This window comes from Synechococcus sp. PROS-7-1 (assembly GCF_014279795.1).
In the GTDB taxonomy this organism is placed as follows: Bacteria; Cyanobacteriota; Cyanobacteriia; order PCC-6307; family Cyanobiaceae; genus Synechococcus_C.
The window spans coordinates 187,765-206,174 of sequence record NZ_CP047945.1; the positions used below are offsets into that span (position 1 = coordinate 187,765).

18 protein-coding genes are annotated in these 18,410 nt (G+C 63.5%); 13 read left to right on the forward strand and 5 right to left on the reverse strand.

The features are described 5' to 3' along the window. Position 1: 1 nt before the first annotated feature. Positions 2-1,237, reverse strand: coding sequence for an MFS transporter (locus SynPROS71_RS00885; protein ID WP_222929538.1), 1,236 nt, complete (start codon positions 1,235-1,237; stop codon positions 2-4). Positions 1,238-1,278: 41 nt separating this feature from the next. Between SynPROS71_RS00885 and SynPROS71_RS00890 the strand changes: the two genes are divergently transcribed. Both SynPROS71_RS00890 and mutT read left to right on the forward strand, forming a co-directional pair. Beyond that, positions 1,279-2,373 carry a DUF819 family protein gene (locus SynPROS71_RS00890; protein WP_370586833.1) on the forward strand — a complete coding sequence of 365 codons (1,095 nt, stop codon included), beginning with the start codon at positions 1,279-1,281 and terminating at the stop codon, positions 2,371-2,373. Next, positions 2,373-3,500, forward strand: coding sequence for an 8-oxo-dGTP diphosphatase MutT (gene mutT / locus SynPROS71_RS00895; RefSeq protein WP_186596048.1), 1,128 nt, complete (start codon positions 2,373-2,375; stop codon positions 3,498-3,500). Before SynPROS71_RS00890 ends, mutT begins: the two co-directional genes overlap by 1 nt. Here mutT and SynPROS71_RS00900 read toward each other — a convergent pair. Beyond that, the gene (locus tag SynPROS71_RS00900) at positions 3,484-5,133 is read right to left on the reverse strand and encodes a hypothetical protein (RefSeq protein ID WP_186596049.1); all 1,650 of its coding nucleotides are present in this window, start codon (positions 5,131-5,133) and stop codon (positions 3,484-3,486) included. The genes mutT and SynPROS71_RS00900 overlap by 17 nt on opposite strands. A 126-nt stretch (positions 5,134-5,259) precedes the next feature. Between SynPROS71_RS00900 and SynPROS71_RS00905 the strand changes: the two genes are divergently transcribed. Both SynPROS71_RS00905 and xylB read left to right on the forward strand, forming a co-directional pair. After that, positions 5,260-6,288, forward strand: a complete 1,029-nt coding sequence (locus SynPROS71_RS00905) for a carbohydrate kinase (RefSeq protein ID WP_186597795.1) — start codon at positions 5,260-5,262, stop codon at positions 6,286-6,288. Between the two features lie 2 nt (positions 6,289-6,290). Next, complete coding sequence (xylB, locus tag SynPROS71_RS00910) at positions 6,291-7,796, forward strand: xylulokinase (RefSeq protein WP_186596050.1); 1,506 nt, start codon at positions 6,291-6,293, stop codon at positions 7,794-7,796. Here the strand turns inward: xylB and SynPROS71_RS00915 are convergent. Then, complete coding sequence (locus SynPROS71_RS00915) at positions 7,777-8,724, reverse strand: carbohydrate kinase family protein (protein WP_186596051.1); 948 nt, start codon at positions 8,722-8,724, stop codon at positions 7,777-7,779. The two genes, xylB and SynPROS71_RS00915, sit on opposite strands and share 20 nt — an antisense overlap. Positions 8,725-8,736: 12 nt before the next feature. Next, positions 8,737-9,228, reverse strand: a complete 492-nt coding sequence (tsaE, locus tag SynPROS71_RS00920) for a tRNA (adenosine(37)-N6)-threonylcarbamoyltransferase complex ATPase subunit type 1 TsaE (RefSeq protein WP_255442256.1) — start codon at positions 9,226-9,228, stop codon at positions 8,737-8,739. A gap of 69 nt (positions 9,229-9,297) precedes the next feature. On the opposite strand from tsaE, the gene ahcY reads away from it, so the two are divergent. Together ahcY and SynPROS71_RS00930 are read left to right on the forward strand one after the other, a co-directional pair. Continuing rightward, positions 9,298-10,728, forward strand: coding sequence for an adenosylhomocysteinase (ahcY, locus tag SynPROS71_RS00925; protein WP_186596056.1), 1,431 nt, complete (start codon positions 9,298-9,300; stop codon positions 10,726-10,728). A gap of 60 nt (positions 10,729-10,788) precedes the next feature. Beyond that, the gene (locus tag SynPROS71_RS00930) at positions 10,789-11,448 is read left to right on the forward strand and encodes a DedA family protein (protein ID WP_186596057.1); all 660 of its coding nucleotides are present in this window, start codon (positions 10,789-10,791) and stop codon (positions 11,446-11,448) included. An 8-nt stretch (positions 11,449-11,456) separates the two neighbouring features. Here SynPROS71_RS00930 and SynPROS71_RS00935 read toward each other — a convergent pair whose 3' ends face one another. Next, a complete protein-coding gene (locus SynPROS71_RS00935; protein ID WP_186596058.1) occupies positions 11,457-11,843 on the reverse strand; it encodes a single-stranded DNA-binding protein in 387 nt (128 codons plus the stop codon). Positions 11,844-11,995: 152 nt separating this feature from the next. Between SynPROS71_RS00935 and SynPROS71_RS00940 the strand changes: the two genes are divergently transcribed. The 7 genes from SynPROS71_RS00940 (at position 11,996) to SynPROS71_RS00970 (ending at position 18,402) form a co-directional block, all read left to right on the forward strand. Next, a complete protein-coding gene (locus SynPROS71_RS00940; RefSeq protein ID WP_304623128.1) occupies positions 11,996-13,048 on the forward strand; it encodes a rod shape-determining protein in 1,053 nt (350 codons plus the stop codon). A gap of 5 nt (positions 13,049-13,053) precedes the next feature. Next, positions 13,054-13,797 carry a rod shape-determining protein MreC gene (mreC, locus tag SynPROS71_RS00945; protein WP_186596060.1) on the forward strand — a complete coding sequence of 248 codons (744 nt, stop codon included), beginning with the start codon at positions 13,054-13,056 and terminating at the stop codon, positions 13,795-13,797. A 3-nt stretch (positions 13,798-13,800) separates the two neighbouring features. Continuing rightward, a complete protein-coding gene (locus tag SynPROS71_RS00950) occupies positions 13,801-14,304 on the forward strand; it encodes a rod shape-determining protein MreD (RefSeq protein WP_186596062.1) in 504 nt (167 codons plus the stop codon). Beyond that, positions 14,301-15,614 (forward strand): ABC transporter substrate-binding protein, encoded by a 1,314-nt coding sequence (locus tag SynPROS71_RS00955; RefSeq protein WP_186596064.1) that lies wholly within the window; start codon positions 14,301-14,303, stop codon positions 15,612-15,614. Before SynPROS71_RS00950 ends, SynPROS71_RS00955 begins: the two co-directional genes overlap by 4 nt. Before the next feature lie 111 nt (positions 15,615-15,725). Beyond that, positions 15,726-16,535, forward strand: a complete 810-nt coding sequence (rpaB, locus tag SynPROS71_RS00960; RefSeq protein WP_186596066.1) for a response regulator transcription factor RpaB — start codon at positions 15,726-15,728, stop codon at positions 16,533-16,535. Between the two features lie 54 nt (positions 16,536-16,589). Beyond that, positions 16,590-18,059 (forward strand): lysine--tRNA ligase, encoded by a 1,470-nt coding sequence (lysS, locus tag SynPROS71_RS00965; protein WP_370586834.1) that lies wholly within the window; start codon positions 16,590-16,592, stop codon positions 18,057-18,059. A gap of 79 nt (positions 18,060-18,138) precedes the next feature. Next, positions 18,139-18,402, forward strand: coding sequence for a hypothetical protein (locus SynPROS71_RS00970; protein ID WP_006042532.1), 264 nt, complete (start codon positions 18,139-18,141; stop codon positions 18,400-18,402). Positions 18,403-18,410 lie beyond the last annotated feature (8 nt).

An 18,410-nucleotide genomic window follows, 5' to 3' on the forward strand; every position in this document is an offset into this window, starting at 1 on the left:
TTCAGGGCGTTGTTCCTGAATGGGATGGGGACCGGATCCGACAGCCAAGACCCACTGCAATCGCCACTGGAACGATGAAGGCTGTCATCGCTTCTTGGTAGAGGCTGAACGAGAGCACGGAGTCATCCGCAAGCTCCTGTCCCACCCCTGCCATCAAGGCCCCAGCCCCCATGAAGACAACGGTGAGCAGCAGCGGAGATGCCACCAACGCAGCGCGCTCGGAGAGCTGCTGTCGCACAAATGCAAGTCCAAGGGGTGCTGCTCCCAGGCCAAAGCCAAGCAAGAACAGCACCACAAAGGCGACCCCTTCGCTGAGCCGCACACTGATCAAAAGCATCATCATCAGCAACGCCAGAACGGAGAACCATCGGGCTGGCCGCTGCAGGCCAGTGCGCTCAGCCCAGACGCCACTGATCACCCCACCAAAGGCCAGGCCAATCACAGGCATGGCATTGATCGTGGCCGCAAGATCGGCCTTGAGGGCAAAGACATTGATCTGAAAGCGAATGTTCCAGAGATCCTCAAGGGCCAGGAAGCAAGAGAACAGGCCAAGGAAATAGAGGGTTCCAACCCAGAACGAGAGGCTGCCAAGACACTCGCCCAAGCCTGCCGTGATCGCGTGCCATCCCTGTGGTTGTGTTGGGGCGGGATTCGTGCCATTCCCCAAGTCTCCAAGCAGGAGAAGCATCAGCACAGCCAGGATCAGCAGGATCGCGGTGCAAAGACTGAACAGGCGTGATGGCGTGTGCACCACGGGTAAGAAGGCGAACAACCCAACCAAGGCACCGGCACCATTGGCTGCGCTCTGGCTGATATTGAGCATCAGTGGGAAGCGCTTGGGATAGATCCTCCCGATCACATGCACCACGCCCACGAAGGCCATGCCGAATCCGATACCCAGGAGCACACGTGCCCACAGCAACGACAGGAACGATCCGGCCGTGACCATTCCCCAGGCTCCGATCGCTGCCATGACAGCGGTGCCGCCGATCAGTGGACGCAATGGAACGCAGGTCAGCAGCAGGCCAAGGACGAGTTGGGAGAGGGAATAGGCAACAAAGTAGGCACCACCGATCAGTCCCAACTGTTCTGGCGAGAGGTCAAGCTGTGTGGCCAAATCGCCAGCAGCAATCGCATACCCAATCACGCATACCAGGTTCATGCAGAAGAAGGCCTGCACGACCATCCATTGCATCCAGTTCGGTCGCATCGCGTTTGCTGCGTTGGTTGAGGCCACCGTTTCATCATGATGAGCCTGTCTGTTGCCCAACCAGGCTTTTGTCTTTCTTGGGAATCGCCGGGCTGACGGCCCTGGGTTGGTGGCTGTCGCGCCGATGGCTTTGGGGCCAGAGGCTGGGCGTCACGATGCTGGTGCTCTTGCTCGGTGTGGCGGTCCGCAATGGCCTCGGCTGGCAACCGGACGCGCGGATTTCAGGCTGGATCAGCGGGCCACTGACGTCGCTGGCCATCGCTGAGTTGTTGCTCGCCATCAGGTTGAAAACCTTGTTGCAGCGGGCCCGGCCTTTGCTGCTCCTCTTTGGCGTTGTTGTGTTGGCCACCGTGGTGGGCGTGGTGGTGGGTGCCGTTGCGCTGGCGCAACCCCTCGGCGATCAGCGTTCCGATCTCATGGGCCTTTACACCGCAACGTTTTCCGGCGGCAGCCTCAATCTTGTGGCGGTGGGACGGATTTTGTCCCCGCCGGATGCGTTGCTGACTCTGGCGACAGCCGCTGATCAGATTGTGTTCACGCTCTGGTTCGCGTTGAGCATGGGCCTTGGCCGCAGGAATCGCCTCATTGCATCAGCGCGAACGCCGCAGCCGTTGGCCCTCTCGCCGCCAACCACACAGGCCCAGCCAGCAGGGCGTGACTGGCTGTTGGCGCTGCTCTGGGGTTTGGGCGCCGTTGGGCTGAGCCATGGACTCAGCCAGGGACTGGCGTGGATCGGGGTTGGCGTGCCGTTCATCCTCGTGCTCACCACGGTGGCTGTGTTGGCAGCGCAGTTGCCAGGACCGAGGACGCGCCGATCCTGTCCAGACTGCGGCCAGCTCTTGATCCAACCGTTTTTTGCAGTGGTGGGGTTGAGCACCCCCCTGGCCGGTGTGTTCAGCGAAGGCCTCTGGATTCTTGTCTACGCCGCCATCGTGGTGGGCATGCACGCTGTGGTGGTGCTGGCGCTGGCGCGCTGCCGAGTGCCGATGGCCGAGGTGTTGGTGGCTTCCCAAGCGGCGATCGGTGGTCCGAGCACGGCCCTGGCTTTGGCCACCAGCCTCGAACGGGATGATCTCGCCGTGCCCGGGGTGGCGCTTGGGCTGCTGGGCTATGCCATCGGCACCTATCTCGGCGTGGCGATGGCGGCTCCGGGTTGGTTCTGATGGATCCACGCGCACGCGCTCTGCTCTCTTGGTGGCAGGCCCATGGCCGCCGGGATCCGGAGCAGAAACCCTGGATGGTTACTGCGGATCAAACCTGGCCACGGCCTGATGAGGTGCTGTCTCCCTATGGCATCTGGATTGCCGAGGTGATGCTGCAACAGACCCAGCTTCAGGTGGTGCTTCCTTACTGGGCACGCTGGATGGAACGCTTTCCCCGGCTCGAGGATCTGGCCGAAGCGGAGGAACAGGCTGTGCTCCTGAGCTGGCAGGGTCTGGGGTATTACTCCCGGGCGAGGCGCTTGAAGGTGGCCGCTGGAGTGTTGGTGGCGATGGGGGCGGGTGGCGCCGAACCCAGGGGTTGGCCAAGCGATCTCGAAACTTGGTTGGCCTTGCCGGGGATTGGCCGCAGCACCGCTGGAGGCATCCTCTCATCGGCCTTCAACAGTCCTTTGGCGATTCTGGATGGCAATGTGCGGCGCGTGCTCGCTCGGCTCCAGGCCCATCCCACGCCGCCGATGCGGGCTCAGGCGCAGTTCTGGCTGTGGAGCGAGGCGTTGATCGCGGCCACGCCTGGTCGAGCCCGCGACTGCAACCAGGCTCTGATGGATCTGGGGGCCACGCTTTGCACGCCCCGCAATCCCAGTTGCCCGAGGTGCCCCTGGCGTGACCACTGCGCTGCTTACGCTGCCGGCACTCCCGAGGCCTATCCCGTGACCGATGCACCCCGCAGCCTTCCGTTCTCCGTGATCGGTGTGGGTGTGGTGCTCAATCAGGCGGGCGAGGTGCTGATTGATCAGCGCCTCAACGAGGGCCTGCTCGGTGGACTCTGGGAATTCCCGGGGGGAAAGCAGGAGCCTGGCGAAGCCATCACCGACACCATTGCCCGGGAGCTCCAGGAGGAGCTGGCGATTGACGTGGCCGTGGATCAGGAACTGATCACCGTCGACCACGCCTACAGCCACAAGAAGTTGCGCTTCATCGTGCACCTCTGCCGCTGGCTGTCGGGTGAGCCCCAGCCGTTGGCCAGTCAGCAGGTGCGCTGGGTAAAGCCCGAGGAGCTCGGCAACTTTCCCTTCCCGGCGGCCAATGCCCGCATCATCGAGGCCCTGCTCAACGTTCTGGGGTGACGGCGTCGGGTTTTGGCTGAGGCTCACTGCGAAACTTCAGGATCGTTGTTGGCCGTTTGCCCTCATTGGGAATGGTGATCACCGTGGACTCGCTGACCGTCCAGTTGAGATTGTCGGGCGAGTGAATATTGAGTTTGTGCTGCACCCAGTCCCTGCACTCATTGGGGTCGTTTTTGCGACGCCTGAGGCAGTAGAAATCGGCTGGTTGCCCACTCAGGATCTGGTTGGCGAAGGCTTGATGTTGAACCTGTGAAGCGGGGTCGAATGTGGAGCGCCCCGAAACGGTTGGGATCGGTCTGTTCTGTTCAAGGGAGTAGGCATAGAGAGCCCAGCTGAGGCCAAAATTGCCGCCGATCGCTGACGATTGCAGCTTGCTCTGTTCGAGATAGTCGAACACCGGCTGAACACGTCGGATTTCTGTGTAGGCCATGAGTGGTGGCGCGATTGGTTGGGCCTCGTGGCTCAAGCCTGTGATCAGTGCAGCGCTGCCCAGGGCGCCGAGGGTGACCTGCATGAACCGTTGGGATTGGGGATGGTGATTGATCCAGTTTTGAGCCGCCGTTGCTAGATCACCTGTGGTTTTGACGCACGCCGTGATCGCTAATAAATAAATCGGGAAGAAGTAGCGGAGGGGGTATCCAAAGGCCTGCACCCACACCGATGCGGCGATGAGCAGGAGGGTGGTGGTATTCAGGGTGATCGCCCAGCCCACCATTGTCCCTGAATCAGTGTTTGCTTCAGAACTCTTGGTGTGGGTGATCAAGAAGCTCTCCCAGATCCAGCAAACCACCGCGTAGGTGATCATGAGGCCAAGCGCTATCAGTGCGAAGGTTTGATCGTCATAGGATTTGAGAAGGCGCTCCCAGGCAACTGCCAATCCATCTGGAATTTGACCAGGATTCAACGACAAAGGTGTTGCAACAACGTTCATGCGTTGGCGATAGATTTGCTGAATCCATCGCGTGGTCAGGATGGTGCCAATCAACAACCCAATCCATCCTGCTGCTGACAATATGGCTCGACGCCGTTGTTCGCGTCGGCAGAGAATGACGGACGAAAGTGGCAGGGTTAGTGCCAGAAAGCCTGATAAAGGATTTAACAGTAGAGCCATCAACATCAGGCTGATTTGGCCAGCGATGAGGCTCAGACGTTGCTTCACTTTCAGCGGTAAGACGTAAGCCGCCAGCACAGCCAATGTTGAGACGGCATAGGGCTGGGCGTGTTTGGCGAAAACAAACAGTTGTTTCTCTGGAATCCATTGCCCCAGGATTGCCATGGCGGCGATGAAAGCGATCAGGCGTGTGGATCGGCGGGCATGCATCAAGCCGCAAATGATGAACACCAGGCCTGAGAAATAAGCCGCTTGCACCGCGGTGTAGGCATAGATCGCGGTGGAGATGCTTCGAAACGGGGAGATCAGCAGAGCGGTGAGGTTGGCGAGTCGGTCTTGATCCCAGAAGAAGAGCGTGAGGTTGTGCAGGCCAGCCAGCGTTCCAACAATGATGTCGGCGTCAGTACGGCCGGGTCTGGCGATGGACGTGATGTAGTACGCCCCGAGACCAATCATCAGCACCTGGATCAGGATCCATAAGCCGCTTGATCGTTGCGGTTGTTGGATCCGTTCCGTCGCCATGGCCCGGACTGCATCGGTAGTCAGAGAAGTGTCTCACTGTTGATTCAGGCGATTGGGTTCCTGTGAAGCAATCAACTGACGGCATGGTGATCCTTGGCCACCCTGCAGAAATCTGCAGCACGTTTGATGGTGAGTTCGCCTCCGCAAGTGCTTTGCGTGGGAGAAGCCTTGGTGGATCGCCTCGGCCCCCTGGGCGGGGATCCGGCCACGGCGATGCCCGGTGATTGCGACGACCGCCTTGGCGGTGCACCGGCCAACGTGGCCTGTGCGCTGGCCCGGTTGGGAACCTCCGTGGCCTTCATCGGGCGCTTGGGCCGCGATGCGATCAGCGACAGCTTTCTGGAACTACTGAGGGATCGGGGGGTGGATCTGCGTGGCCTGCAGTTCGACGATCAGCGGCCCTCACGGGTGGTGCTGGTGCGCCGCGATGCCAGTGGTGAACGGGTGTTTCAAGGTTTTGCCGGTGATCGTGGTGCCGGTTTCGCTGACCAGTTCCTGGATCAGGCTGCCTTGGATCCGCACTGGCCGGCGTTGGCGGAACGGGCGCGCTGGCTGCTGATCGGCACCATCCCGCTGGCCAGTGCTCCATCGGCGGCGGCCCTGCGCTCGCTGGTGGCGCAGGCCGAGCGCGATGACGTGCGGGTGGCTTTGGACGTGAACTGGCGCCCCACCTTTTGGGATCCAGGTGCTGATCCCGGGGCTGGACCCGATGCCCAGGCGCTCGCGCTGATGCAGCCTCTGGTGCAGAAGGCCGATCTGCTCAAGCTGGCCCGGGAAGAAGCGGAGTGGCTGTTTCACACCAGTACGCCTGATCAGATCAGTGCGGCCCTGCCCCGGCGTCCGGATGTGGTTGTGACTGATGGCGGTGACCCCGTGCGCTGGTGCATCGCTGGTCACTGCGGCGCGATGGCGGTGCTGGCCCCGCCTCAGGTGGTGGACACCACCGGCGCTGGTGATGCCTTCACCGCCGGCTTGTTGCATCAATTGGTGTCTCTGTCGCCGGTGGAAGGTCAGCCTCAGACGCTGGATGCAGCTGGGGTGCAAGCGGTGGTGCGCTATGCCGCCGCCTGCGGTGCCCTGGTCTGCGCTGGTGCCGGTGGCATTGATCCCCAGCCGCTGCCGTCCCGGGTGCTGGGGTTCCTGGAGCAGGTGTAGCCATGGCTGTTCTGGGCATTGATCTGGGCACCAGTGCCACGAAAGCGCTGGTGGTTGATGCCGCTGGGACGGTGTGCGCTGTGGGGCATGGCGACCATCGCCCCGTGGTGCCGCGGGCGGGATGGAGCGAGCAAGACCCTGAGGATTGGTGGCGCAGCACCCTCCAGGCCGTGGCTGCGGCTCTTGCGGAGGCCCGTCTCGATCCCGGGGCGATCGATGCGGTCGGTCTCGCCGGACAGATGCACGGACTGGTGGCTCTCGATGCCCAGGGCGAGTGCATCCGACCGGCCCAACTCTGGAATGACGGGCGCTGTGAACTCCAGTGCCGCGCTGTGGAAGAGCACCTCGGACTGGCGCATCTGCTGGCCTGCACCGGCAATCGCATGCTGCCCGGGTTCACGGCCCCCAAGTTGCTCTGGATGCGCGAGCACGAGCCCGAGGCTTTCGCACGCATCGCCACGGTGCTGCTGCCCAAGGACTGGATTCGGTTTCGGCTCACCGGAACGATGGGTACTGATGTCTCCGATGCCAGTGGCACAGCTGTGTTCGATTGCGCCCAACGGCGCTGGTCGGATGCGCTGCTCGCCGACCTCAAACTGCCGAGATCCTGGTGGCCTGAGGCCGTGGAGAGTGCGGCGGTGGTGGGCCAGGTGTCAGCGCAGGCCTCAGCGCTGATCGGCCTTCGGCCGGGCACCCCCGTGGTGGCGGGTGCGGGGGATCAGGCGGCGGCGGCTCTCGGCTGTGGGTTGGTGCATGAGGGCTCGGCTGGTGCTGTGCTGGGAACCAGTGGTGTGGTGGCTGCACCGATGCAACGCTGGCGCAGTGCAGACGAGGGGCGGCTCCACGCTTTCTGCCATGCAGCCCCCGGCACCTGGTTCCTGATGGGGGTGATGCTCAGCGGTGCGGGCAGCCTCGATTGGTTCCGGCGCGCGATCACGCCAGACCTCAGTGATGACGATGCGTTTGAGCACATTGAGGCCATGGCGGCCGGCATTGCAGCCGGTGCCGAGGATCTGTTTTTCCTGCCCTATCTCTCCGGTGAGCGCACCCCCCATGCCGATGCCAGTGCCAGGGGGTGTTTCATCGGCCTGGATCAGCGCCATGACCGTCGTCATTTCGCCCGGGCTGTGCTGGAGGGGGTGACCCACGGGTTGAGCGATTGCTTTGGTCTTCTGCGGGAGGCCGGTCTGGATCCCCGCTGCGTGCATTTGTCTGGAGGAGGCGTGCGCAGCGCGCTCTGGCGCCAGCTCTGCGCCGATCTCTTGGGCTGCCCGGTGGCGCTCACCGCCACGGTGGATGCCACGGCCTACGGCGCGGCCCTGCTGGCCGCGGTGGGTGCAGGCGCGTTCGCCAACGTGGGCGACGCTTGTGAAGCCTGGGTGACGGTTGCTCCGCCGTTGTTCCCAGGACCTGAGGCACCGCGCCTGCAGGAACGTCATGCTCTTTACAAACAGCTGTACCCCGCGCTCAAGCCCGTGTTCGCGCAGCTCAGCAGCGCTCAACCGTGATCGCGTGGCGTTCCATGAACTGGAGGGCCTCCTCCCGGTTGAACACGCTGCCGGTGGCCGATGTGCTGCGCACGCAGCTGGCGCCGAGGGCGCTGCCCCAGCGCAGGCAGGTGGGCAGGTCATGCCCCTGGAGCAGTGCGGCGATGAAGCCTGCATCAAAGGCATCGCCGGCGCCGGTGCCGCCTTGGTAGTCGGTGTCGTAAGCGCCGACGCGCAGTTTGAACTGCTCGTTCATCAGATGAGCCCCCCGTTCCCCTTCGGTGATCACCACGGTGCGGGCGCCCGCGGCGCGGAAGGCTTCGGCTTGCTCCCAGGGATCGCTGAAGCCAGTGAGCAAAGCAGCTTCGTCGTTGTTGGGGAGAAAAACATCGGTGTAAGGAAGCACCCGTTGCAGGCGCTCCATGGCATCGGCATCGTCCACCTGCACCAGATCAAGAAGGATGCGGGTGCCGGCCTCCCTGGCCTGCGTCAGGCGCTGGAGCATGGCGTCGCTCTCGAGGCCGTCCAGCATCAGAAAACCGCCGATGTAAAGAACGCTGGCCGACTCCAGCAGCCCCTCTGGAATCGCCGCCGCGGTCATGGCCGTGTTAGCTCCGGCATAGGAAATGAAGCGCCGGTCCTGATCGCGCACGTTGATCACCGCGGTGGAGGCCGTGGCCACGGCCGCCGAGCGCACCACCCCGCGGGTGTCCACCCCCGCAGCATCCAGGGTTGCAACGATGAAGTCGGCCAGCACGTCGTCGCCAACGCAACCGCTGATCCCGGTGCTCACGCCCAGCCTGGCCAGATCGAAGGCGGTGTTGGCGGCGCAGCCCCCCAGGCTGAGCTCCATGCGTTCGGTTTCCATCAGCTGCCCTTGCTCCGGCAGCGAAGGCACCGGATGGCATACCAGATCAGCGCACAGCAAGCCGAGGCAGAGGCAGTCCACGGGCGGGGGTGATCACGGCACGTCGGATCTTGACATCTCCACTCCTGCTGGCGCTGGAGGCAGGTTCGGTCCTGTCAGTGCTGCCTCGCGTCCACCCTCCGGCCGATGCGCCAGTTTCAGGGTCCAGGCTTCCGGTAACGCCAGGCTGAGGCGTTCGGGCCACTCCACCACCAGCAGCGCACCGAGGCTCCGGGCTTCTTCTTCTTCCTGAAGAAAGAGGTCGTCGGCCGCGGCGGCAAGCTCCAGCCGGTAGAGATCGAGATGCACCAGCGGTGGCTGCCCCTGGGGGTAATGCTGCGAGAGGGCAAAGGTGGGGCTGGTAATCGGTTCTTCAATGCCGAGGGCCACGGCGATGCCCTGCACCAGCGAGGTTTTGCCGGCTCCGAGCTCTCCTTTCAACAGCAGTAGTGCGGGCCGTTTCTCCTCACCTGCCAGCCACTGCCCGAGGGCGCGCGTCGCCTCGAGATCCTTCAGGGTCCAGGTCCGATCGGTAGATTGCGCCACACGCGAGCCCGAAGCCTCGGAGACTCCGCAGAGATTCCCGTTCACATTCTCCCCTGGGAGCGTTTCAACATGGTGGCAACACCCTCGGCAACGACCGGCCTGCAGGTCGCACAGGACTACGTCATCGCGGACATCAATCAGGCGGAGTTCGGCCGGAAGGAGCTGGACATCGCCGAAACCGAGATGCCCGGCCTGATGGCCCTGCGTGAGAAGTACGGCAGTGAGAAACCGCTGAAGGGGGCTCGCATCGCCGGCTCCCTGCACATGACCATTCAGACCGCCTGTCTGATCGAGACTCTGGTGGAGCTTGGTGCTGAGGTGCGCTGGGCCTCTTGCAACATCTTTTCCACCCAGGATCATGCGGCGGCCGCCATGGCTGCCCGTGATATCCCGGTGTTCGCCGTCAAGGGCGAGACCCTCGAGGAGTACTGGGATTACACCCACCGCATCCTTGAGTGGAGCGACGGTGGCTCCCCCAACATGATCCTGGATGACGGCGGCGATGCCACCGGTCTGGTGATGCTGGGCAGCAAGGCCGAGCAGGACATCACCGTGCTCGATAACCCTGGCAATGAGGAAGAAACGTTCCTGTTCGCTTCGATCAAAAAGAAGCTTGCCCAGGATCCCAGCTTCTACAGCCGCACCAAGGCTCAGATTCAGGGCGTGACTGAGGAGACCACCACAGGTGTGGCCCGTCTTTACAAGATGCAGAAGAGCGGCGAGCTGCCCTTCCCGGCCATCAACGTGAACGACTCGGTGACCAAGAGCAAGTTCGACAACCTCTACGGCTGCCGCGAGTCGCTGGTGGACAGCATCAAGCGCGCCACCGATGTGATGGTGGCCGGTAAGCAGGCTCTCGTGATGGGCTACGGCGATGTGGGCAAGGGCTCAGCCCAGTCCCTGCGCGGTCTTGGCGCCACCGTGTGCATCGCTGAAGTGGATCCGATCTGTGCCCTGCAGGCGGCCATGGAGGGCTACCGCGTGGTCCGTCTCGAGGACGTGGTGGAGGAGATGGACATCTTCGTGACCGCCACCGGCAACTACCAGGTGATCCGCAACGAGCACCTCAAGCGAATGAAGGACGAGGCCATCGTCTGCAACATCGGCCACTTCGACAACGAGATCGATGTCGCGTCCCTCAAGGAGTACGAGTGGGAGAACATCAAGCCCCAGGTGGACCACATCACCCTGCCCAGCGGCAACCGGATCATCCTGTTGGCTGAAGGCCGTCTGGTGAATCTCGGCTGCGCCACCGGGCACCCCAGCTTCGTGATGAGCAACTCCTTCACCAACCAGGTGCTGGCTCAGATCGAGCTGTTCACCAAGGGCAACGAGTACGGCAAGGAGGTGTATGTACTGCCGAAGCACCTCGATGAGATGGTGGCCCGTCTGCACCTCAATCGCATCGGCGCCAAGCTCACCGAGCTGAGCAAGGATCAGGCCGATTACATCAACGTGCCGGTGGAGGGTCCGTACAAGCCCGACCACTACCGCTACTGATCCTTCGGATCAGCAACCAGCGTGCCCCATGGAAGACTTGCGCGAGCGTGCGCAGGCTCCATGGGGCTTTCTGAATTCGTCACCCAGCTGCCGGAATGGATCGGTCAGGCCGTTGCCGCCAATCCCTGGGCTGGGTATGGAGCGATCTTTGCGGCCATGTTCCTCGAGAACCTGTTTCCGCCCATTCCCTCCGAACTGATCATGCCCCTCGGGGGCTTCTATGTGCAGCAGGGCCAGCTGCAGTTCATTCCCGTGGTGCTTGCCGGTCTTCTGGGCACCGTGATTGGTGCACTGCCTTGGTATGGCATCGGCAGGCTGATCAATGAGGAGCGCATCGAGCAATGGCTCGGGCGCCATGGCCGCTGGATTGGCATCAGCCCGGAAGAACTGGCGCGCAGCCGGCGCTGGTTCAGCCGTTACGGCACGGCCCTGGTGTTCTGGGGTCGCCTGGTTCCAGGCATCCGCACCCTGATTTCCGTTCCGGCAGGCATTGAGCTGATGCCGCTGACGCCCTTTCTGATCTGGACCACGGCCGGAAGTCTGATCTGGACCCTGTTGCTCACCATTGCCGGCATGGTGCTGGGCGAGGGCTACAGCAATGTGGAGCTCTGGATCGAGCCGGTCAGCAAGCTCATCAAGGTGCTGCTGGTGATCGCAGTGATCGCTGGCGGTATCTGGCTTGGCCTCAGGGTCTGGCGGCGCCGCAACGCCGCCGATTGAACAGAGTCTCAGAAGGGAACGTCCTCGTCGCTGGCGCTGCCGCCACCGAAGCTGCCGCCACCAGCGGCTGCTTCGCTGTCTCGTTTGGATCCAAGCAGCTCAAGCCGATCGACGCGCACCACGGGTTTGCTGCGCTCCTCACCGCTGTTGCGATCGGTCCAGCGGTCGAGCTTGAAGCTGCCGATGATCCCAAGAAGGGACCCTTTTTTCACGTAATCGGCGGCCACCTGGGCCTGCTTGCCCCAGATCTCCAGATTGAACCAATCGGGCTCATCGTCGCGGCTGCGGCGATTCACCGCGATGGTGAGGTTGGCGACCATGCTGCCCGATTCGAAATAGCGGACTTCGGGGTCGCGGCCGGCACGGCCGACCAGGGTCACGGAATTGACTCCCATTGAATCTCTCCTGTTAGTGGGTCAATGATGCGCCACGGATGTCAGAACTGACGGTTGTCGTGGCTGCCTTCTAGGAGTTCCACCTTCATCGGCGGATGTAACAGATGGGCTTGAAAACTGCCTCTATGATTCGCCGAACCAAGTCTCAGCCAGTGCTCTTCCGTCGCTTCCAACTCTCCCGCGACATCGGCATCGACCTCGGCACCGCCAACACCCTGATTTACGTTTCAGGCAAGGGCATCGTGTTGCAGGAACCTTCCGTGGTGGCGCTCGATCTCGAGCGGGGTGCCACCCTCGCTGTGGGCGATGAGGCCAAGCTGATGCTCGGGCGCACCCCAGGCAATATCCGTGCTGTGCGCCCGCTACGCGACGGTGTGATCGCCGACTTCGACGCCGCTGAGCAAATGCTCAAAACCTTTATTCAGAAGGGCAATGAGGGGCGCGGCATCGTGGCCCCCCGGCTGGTGGTCGGTATTCCCAGCGGTGTCACCGGGGTGGAGCGCCGCGCCGTTCGTGAGGCGGGTCTCGCTGGTGCCAGGGAAGTGCATTTGATCGATGAGCCGGTGGCGGCCGCGATCGGAGCCGGCCTGCCGGTCACCGAGCCCGTCGGCACCATGATTGTGGACATTGGCGGTGGTACCACTGAGGTGGCTGTTCTCAGCCTGGGCGGCACCGTGCTGAGCGAGTCGGTGCGGGTGGCTGGCGATGAAATCAGCGATGCCATCGGTGTTTATCTGAAGAAGGTTCACAACCTGGTGGTGGGTGAACGCACCGCTGAAGACATCAAGATTCGGATCGGTTCGGCCTTCCCCGACAACGAGTTCGACCAGACCGTGATGGATGTGCGTGGCCTGCACCTGCTCTCCGGTCTCCCGCGCACGATTCAATTGCAGGCCGGTGATCTGCGCGAAGCGATTGCCGAGCCTCTGAATGTGATCGTGGAAGCGGTCAAGCGCACGCTGGAGCGCACCCCTCCTGAGCTCGCTGCCGACATCGTGGATCGCGGCATCATGCTGGCTGGAGGCGGGGCACTGGTGCGCGGCATTAGCGACCTGATCAGCCATGAAACCGGCATCTTCACCCACATCGCCGAGGAGCCCCTGCTCTGCGTGGTGAAGGGGTGTGGGCAGGTGCTTGAGGATTACAAGCGTCTGCAGCGTGTGCTGGACACCCCTGAGTTCGTGCGCGCCGCTGCTGCCGTCTGATTGTCATGGGGTTGTCCCAGTGGCCTCAGGGGTCCCGACTGCGCTCTTTTCAGCGGCTGTGGCCCTGGTTCATCCTCCTGGCGGTTCTCGGGCTGGTGCGGCTGAGCAAGGGCGCCGGGTTTGCAGATGCTTTTGCTCTGCTCAGCCGGCCTTTCTGGCCGGGGTCCGCGCAGCGGGAGTGGATTCAGTCCGCCGCTCGCCAGAACGACGCGTCTCGGCTGGAATTGTTGGAGCAGGACAATGCGCGGCTGCGCGGGCTGCTCGAGCTTGATCAGCTGTCCACAGGTGATCGGGTGCAGGCGGCCGTGATTTCGCGCACGCCATCGGGCTGGTGGCAGCAACTGGAGCTTGGGAAAGGCTCCTTCGATGGCATTGCCAAGGATGATGCGGTGATTGGCCCCGGTGGGTTGATCGGTCGCGTTCAGAGCGTGACGCCGGCTACCAGTCGGGTGCGTTTGCTGACGGCACCGGGGAGCCGTATCGGCGTCTGGTTGCCGAGAACCCGTCAGCATGGCCTGCTGGCAGGTCTGGGTACTGCTCGGCCCCAGCTGCAGTTTCTGGACAAAGATGTGCAGGTGCGGCCCGGTGATCTGGTGAGCACATCCCCGGCCAGCACCCTGCTTCCCCCCAACCTGCCGGTGGCCGTGGTGCAGTCCGTCAATCTCCGCGGCGTTCCCGCGCCCACCGCCCTTGTGCAGTTGATTGCGCCGCCCGATGCCATCGACTGGGTGCAGGTGCAGGTGCGCTGACGCATGGCTCGCTTGCACCGTCAACCGATTTGCGTGGCATCCGCTCTCCTGGTCCCCCTGCTCCAGCTGGTTGCTCCCTCCTGGCTGGCGCTGGATGGGGTCGGGCCCAGCTGGGCGATGCTCTGGTTGCTGCCCTGGGCACTTGTTGATGGCCCGGTGTCGGGGGGGATGGCAGGCGCGGCCCTCGGTCTGGTGCTCGACGGCCTCAGCCTGGGTGATGTCAGCCAGGTGCCTGCGCTTGTGCTGATGGGATGGTGGTGGGGCCGCCTGGGCCGTCGCGGTGCCCCGATTCAGCGCAGTCTCAGCATCGGCTTGCTCGCTTGGATCGGCACCCTGGTGCTGGGTTTGAGCCTCTGGTTGCAGCTGCTGGTGCTGGGTTCGTCTGAGCCGATGCTTCAGGCCTGGGCCCTGCACACCACCCTGGCTCAAGCGTTGATCACTGGACTGTTGGCGCCGATGGTCGGATCCTGGCAACTGCTCCTCTGGCGACGCCGCGCACCTGCATGACTTTCAAGCAACGACGGCGAACGCGGCGATGGCTGGTGGGCCTGGCTCTCGCAGGGGTGGCCACGCTTGGCTGGGGATGTGGCCGGCCGGCGGCGCCGGAGGGGACCTTGCAGCTCTGGACCCTGCAGCTAGCGCCCAAATTCAATCCCTACATGGCCTCGGTGATCAAGGCCTGGGAGAGCGGCCACCCTGAAGCGCCGGTGCGGTGGACCGATCTGCCCTGGGGATCGGTGGAGCGCAAGCTGCTGGCCGCGGTGTTCGCGCGCACAGCCCCGGATGTGGTGAATCTCAATCCCCCCTTCGCCGCCAACCTGGCCAGCAAGGGAGGGCTCACGGACCTCACCCCGTTGTTGCCTGCGGGTGCGGCGGAGCGCTATCTGCCGTCGGTTTGGTCGGCAGCCCAGGATCCAGAGGCCGGCCAGATCGCGATCCCCTGGTACCTCACGGTGCGTTTGAGCCTGGTGAACCGCGACCTGCTACGCGAGGCCGGCCTGGAGCAGGCGCCTCGGCGCTGGGAGGACGTTCCCGCCTATGCCCGGGCAATCCGCGAACGAACCGGGCGTTATGGCCTGTTCGTCACTGTGGTGCCGGATGACTCCGCTGAGTTGTTGGAGTCGATGGTGCAGATGGGTGTGACTCTGCTCGATGACCGCCAGCGGGCGGCCTTCAACACCCCTGCTGGCCGCAAGGCGTTTGCCTTCTGGACGGATCTCTACCGGGAGGGGCTGCTGCCGAGGGAAGTGGTGAGCCAAGGGCAGCGGCGAGCGATCGAGCTTTATCAGAGCGGAGAGCTGGCGCTGCTGGCTACTGGCGCTGAATCCCTGCGCAACATCCAGACCAATGCCCCCGGGGTGGCGGCGGTCACCCGGCCCCAGCCGCCGCTCATTGGTGATGACGGAACGGCCAATGTGGCGCTGATGACCTTGGCGGTGCCGCGCCAGAGCGACCAGGCCCAGGAGGCGGTGGAGTTGGCCCTGTTTCTCACCAATGGGCCCAACCAGGCTCGTTTCGCACGGGAGGCGCGGGTGCTGCCCTCCTCACGCCAGGCCCTCGAGCAGGTACGGGCTGAGCTGGAAGCCGAGCAACCGGCCAGCGCAGACAAGGCTCAGATCCGAGAGGCTCGTTTGTTGTCGGCCAATGTTCTCAATCGCGCGCGGGTGTTGGTGCCGTCGACCCCTGGGGTGAAACGGCTGCAGAGCATTGTCTACACCCAGCTCCAGCGCGCGATGCTCGGTCAGATCAGCAGCGATCAGGCCCTGCTGGAAGCGGAGCAGCAATGGAATCGTTACGCCAGCTCCCGCTGGCCTTAAGCGCTTGTCGCGGAATTCTTAAAAGAAGCCAAAGGCTTTTTCTGGGGATGTGCTTCGGCCTCATTCCGTTCAGGTTGAACGGTAGGGTTGCATCTCTTCATTATTTGGTTGATGTCCGGCGGGCCATCCCAGCTTGAAAATGGCCAGGGGCCCGTGGACAGCGGACCGGCGTCAGCGAAGGCAACTTTGCTTGTGGTGGACGACGAGCCGGCGGTTCGTCGCGTGTTGGTGATGCGTCTTCAGCTTGCTGGTTATCGGGTGGTGTGCGCGGAAGACGGCGAAGAAGCTCTCGAGGTGTTCAGCCGGGAGTCCCCGGATCTGGTGGTGCTCGACGTGATGCTGCCGAAGCTCGATGGCTTTGCGGTCTGCCGCCGTCTTCGGGCTGAATCCTGCGTGCCGATCATTTTCTTGTCAGCCCTGGAAGCCATTTCCGAACGGGTTGCCGGCTTGGATCTCGGTGCCGACGATTACCTGCCCAAGCCCTTTAGCCCCAAGGAGCTGGAGGCGCGCATCGCCACTATCCTGCGCCGGGTGGGACGCGGTTCGGCAAATGCCGAGCCCCGGGAACTGCCCACAGGACAAGGCGTGGTTCGGGTCGGTGAATTGGTGGTGGACACCAATCGCCGCCAGGTGACGCGTGGCAGCGAGCGCATCGCCCTCACCTACACGGAATTCAGCCTTTTGGAATTGCTCTTTCGTGAACCTGGTCGGGTGGTCCCCCGCGCCGAGATCCTTGAGCAACTCTGGGGCTATCCACCCCGCCGTGCGGCCGATCTGCGCGTGGTGGACGTGTACGTGGCCCGCTTGCGCGGCAAGCTCGAGCCCGATCCTCGCAACCCTGAATTGATTCTGACGGTGCGCGGAATCGGCTACTCCTCTCAACGCATGGGCGACAACGCCCCGGTGGCCGCGGCGGGCTGATCTGTCGCAACGGCACCGTCGCCCGGCAGGATGGCGCCGACTGCAATCCCCCCCGTGTCCGATCTGCGTGAGACCCGCCTCGAGAAGGTGTCTGCCCTGCGCGACCAGGGCCGGGAGCCCTATGCCCTCACCTTTGACCCCACCGATCGGATGGCTCGGCTGCAAAGCGACCATGCCGATCTGCCCAAGGGAGAGGAGCGGGATTGCGCGGTGGCCGTTGCCGGCCGGGTGATGACCCGGCGGGTGATGGGCAAGCTTGCGTTCTTCACCCTGGCCGACGAAACCGGCACGATCCAGCTGTTCCTGGAGAAGGCGGCGCTCGGTGAGGCGTTCGCGCAGATCACATCTCTGGTTGACGCCGGTGATCTGATCGGCGTGCGTGGCACGTTGCGCCGCACCGACCGGGGGGAGCTGTCGGTGAAAGTGGCGGAGTGGACCATGCTCACCAAGTCGCTGCAGCCCCTGCCAGACAAGTGGCATGGTTTGGCGGACGTCGAGAAGCGTTACCGCCAGCGCTATCTCGATCTAATCGTGACGCCCCAGTCGCGCGAGACCTTCCGCCGCCGGGCGCTGACCGTGAGTGCGATCCGGCGCTGGCTTGACGAGCGCGAGTTCCTGGAGATTGAAACGCCCGTGCTGCAGTCGGAGGCGGGTGGAGCCGATGCGCGCCCGTTCATCACCCACCACAACACCCTGGATCTGCCGCTCTACCTGCGCATCGCCACCGAATTGCATCTCAAACGCTTGGTGGTGGGCGGTTTTGAGCGGGTGTACGAGCTCGGTCGCATCTTCCGCAACGAGGGGGTGAGCACCCGCCACAACCCTGAGTTCACCTCGGTGGAGGTGTATCAGGCTTATACCGATTATCTAGGGATGATCGACCTCACTGAGTCGATGATCGCGTCGGTTTGTGAGCAGGTGTGTGGCGGTACGCAGCTCACCTATCAAGGCACAGAGATCGATCTCACTCCGCCCTGGCGCCGGGCGACGATGCATGAGCTGGTGGAGGAGGCCACCGGCCTCGACTTCACGGCCTTCAAGGATCGGGGGGCGGCGGCAGAGGCCATGGCAGCCCAGGGGCTCCCGGTTCCAGACACTGCCGATTCGGTGGGCCGTTTGCTCAATGAAGCCTTTGAACATGCCGTGGAAGCCAACCTGATTCAGCCCACCTTCGTGCTCGATTATCCCGAGGAGATCTCACCTCTGGCCCGCAAACACCGCAGCAAACCCGGCCTGGTGGAGCGCTTCGAACTGTTCATCGTTGGACGGGAGACTGCTAATGCCTTCAGCGAGTTGATTGATCCGGTCGACCAGCGCGGGCGCCTGGAGGCTCAGCAGGCCCGTCGGGCGGCCGGCGATGAGGAAGCCCAGGGGGTGGATGAGGACTTTCTGCAGGCGCTGGAAGTGGGTATGCCCCCCACGGGAGGTCTGGGCATCGGCATCGACCGCCTGGTGATGTTGCTCACCGACAGTCCTTCCATCCGGGATGTGATCGCCTTCCCGTTGCTGCGTCCGGAGGGCTGAGCGACAAGCTGGACCATCCACTCAGCGCTTGGGCACCCTCGGGGTGGATAATGGTGCACAGTGGCATGGTCCCTTTCCCATGAGTGGTGAGCGCGTAGGTTTCCGCTTCAAGCACGCCGATGCGGTGGTCAAGCGCAATCCCCAGGGCCGTTCCCGCCGCGGCTGGGTGATGGAGCCTGTGGAGCAGACCACCAGCCGGGGCACCAAGATGCCCGCCTACCGGATTCGCTGGCGCGATAGTGAGCGCCCCGAGATCGTGCTTCAGCACATGCTGATTGCCGATCCCGATCCCACACCTCCGCCGGAGAACGTGAGCCTGGAGCCCCCCGCGCCCAAGGCCTGATCAAGGCT

Coding starts and splice junctions, on each gene's coding strand:
- mutT (WP_186596048.1), top strand. CDS start 2,373: ATGGATCCACGCGCACGCGCTCTGCTCTCTTGGTGGCAGGCCCATGGC.
- SynPROS71_RS00900 (WP_186596049.1), bottom strand. CDS start 5,133: ATGGCGACGGAACGGATCCAACAACCGCAACGATCAAGCGGCTTATGG.
- SynPROS71_RS00905 (WP_186597795.1), top strand. CDS start 5,260: ATGGTGAGTTCGCCTCCGCAAGTGCTTTGCGTGGGAGAAGCCTTGGTG.
- xylB (WP_186596050.1), top strand. CDS start 6,291: ATGGCTGTTCTGGGCATTGATCTGGGCACCAGTGCCACGAAAGCGCTG.
- ahcY (WP_186596056.1), top strand. CDS start 9,298: ATGGTGGCAACACCCTCGGCAACGACCGGCCTGCAGGTCGCACAGGAC.
- SynPROS71_RS00930 (WP_186596057.1), top strand. CDS start 10,789: ATGGGGCTTTCTGAATTCGTCACCCAGCTGCCGGAATGGATCGGTCAG.
- SynPROS71_RS00935 (WP_186596058.1), bottom strand. CDS start 11,843: ATGGGAGTCAATTCCGTGACCCTGGTCGGCCGTGCCGGCCGCGACCCC.
- mreC (WP_186596060.1), top strand. CDS start 13,054: ATGGGGTTGTCCCAGTGGCCTCAGGGGTCCCGACTGCGCTCTTTTCAG.
- SynPROS71_RS00950 (WP_186596062.1), top strand. CDS start 13,801: ATGGCTCGCTTGCACCGTCAACCGATTTGCGTGGCATCCGCTCTCCTG.
- SynPROS71_RS00955 (WP_186596064.1), top strand. CDS start 14,301: ATGACTTTCAAGCAACGACGGCGAACGCGGCGATGGCTGGTGGGCCTG.
- rpaB (WP_186596066.1), top strand. CDS start 15,726: ATGTCCGGCGGGCCATCCCAGCTTGAAAATGGCCAGGGGCCCGTGGAC.
- SynPROS71_RS00970 (WP_006042532.1), top strand. CDS start 18,139: ATGAGTGGTGAGCGCGTAGGTTTCCGCTTCAAGCACGCCGATGCGGTG.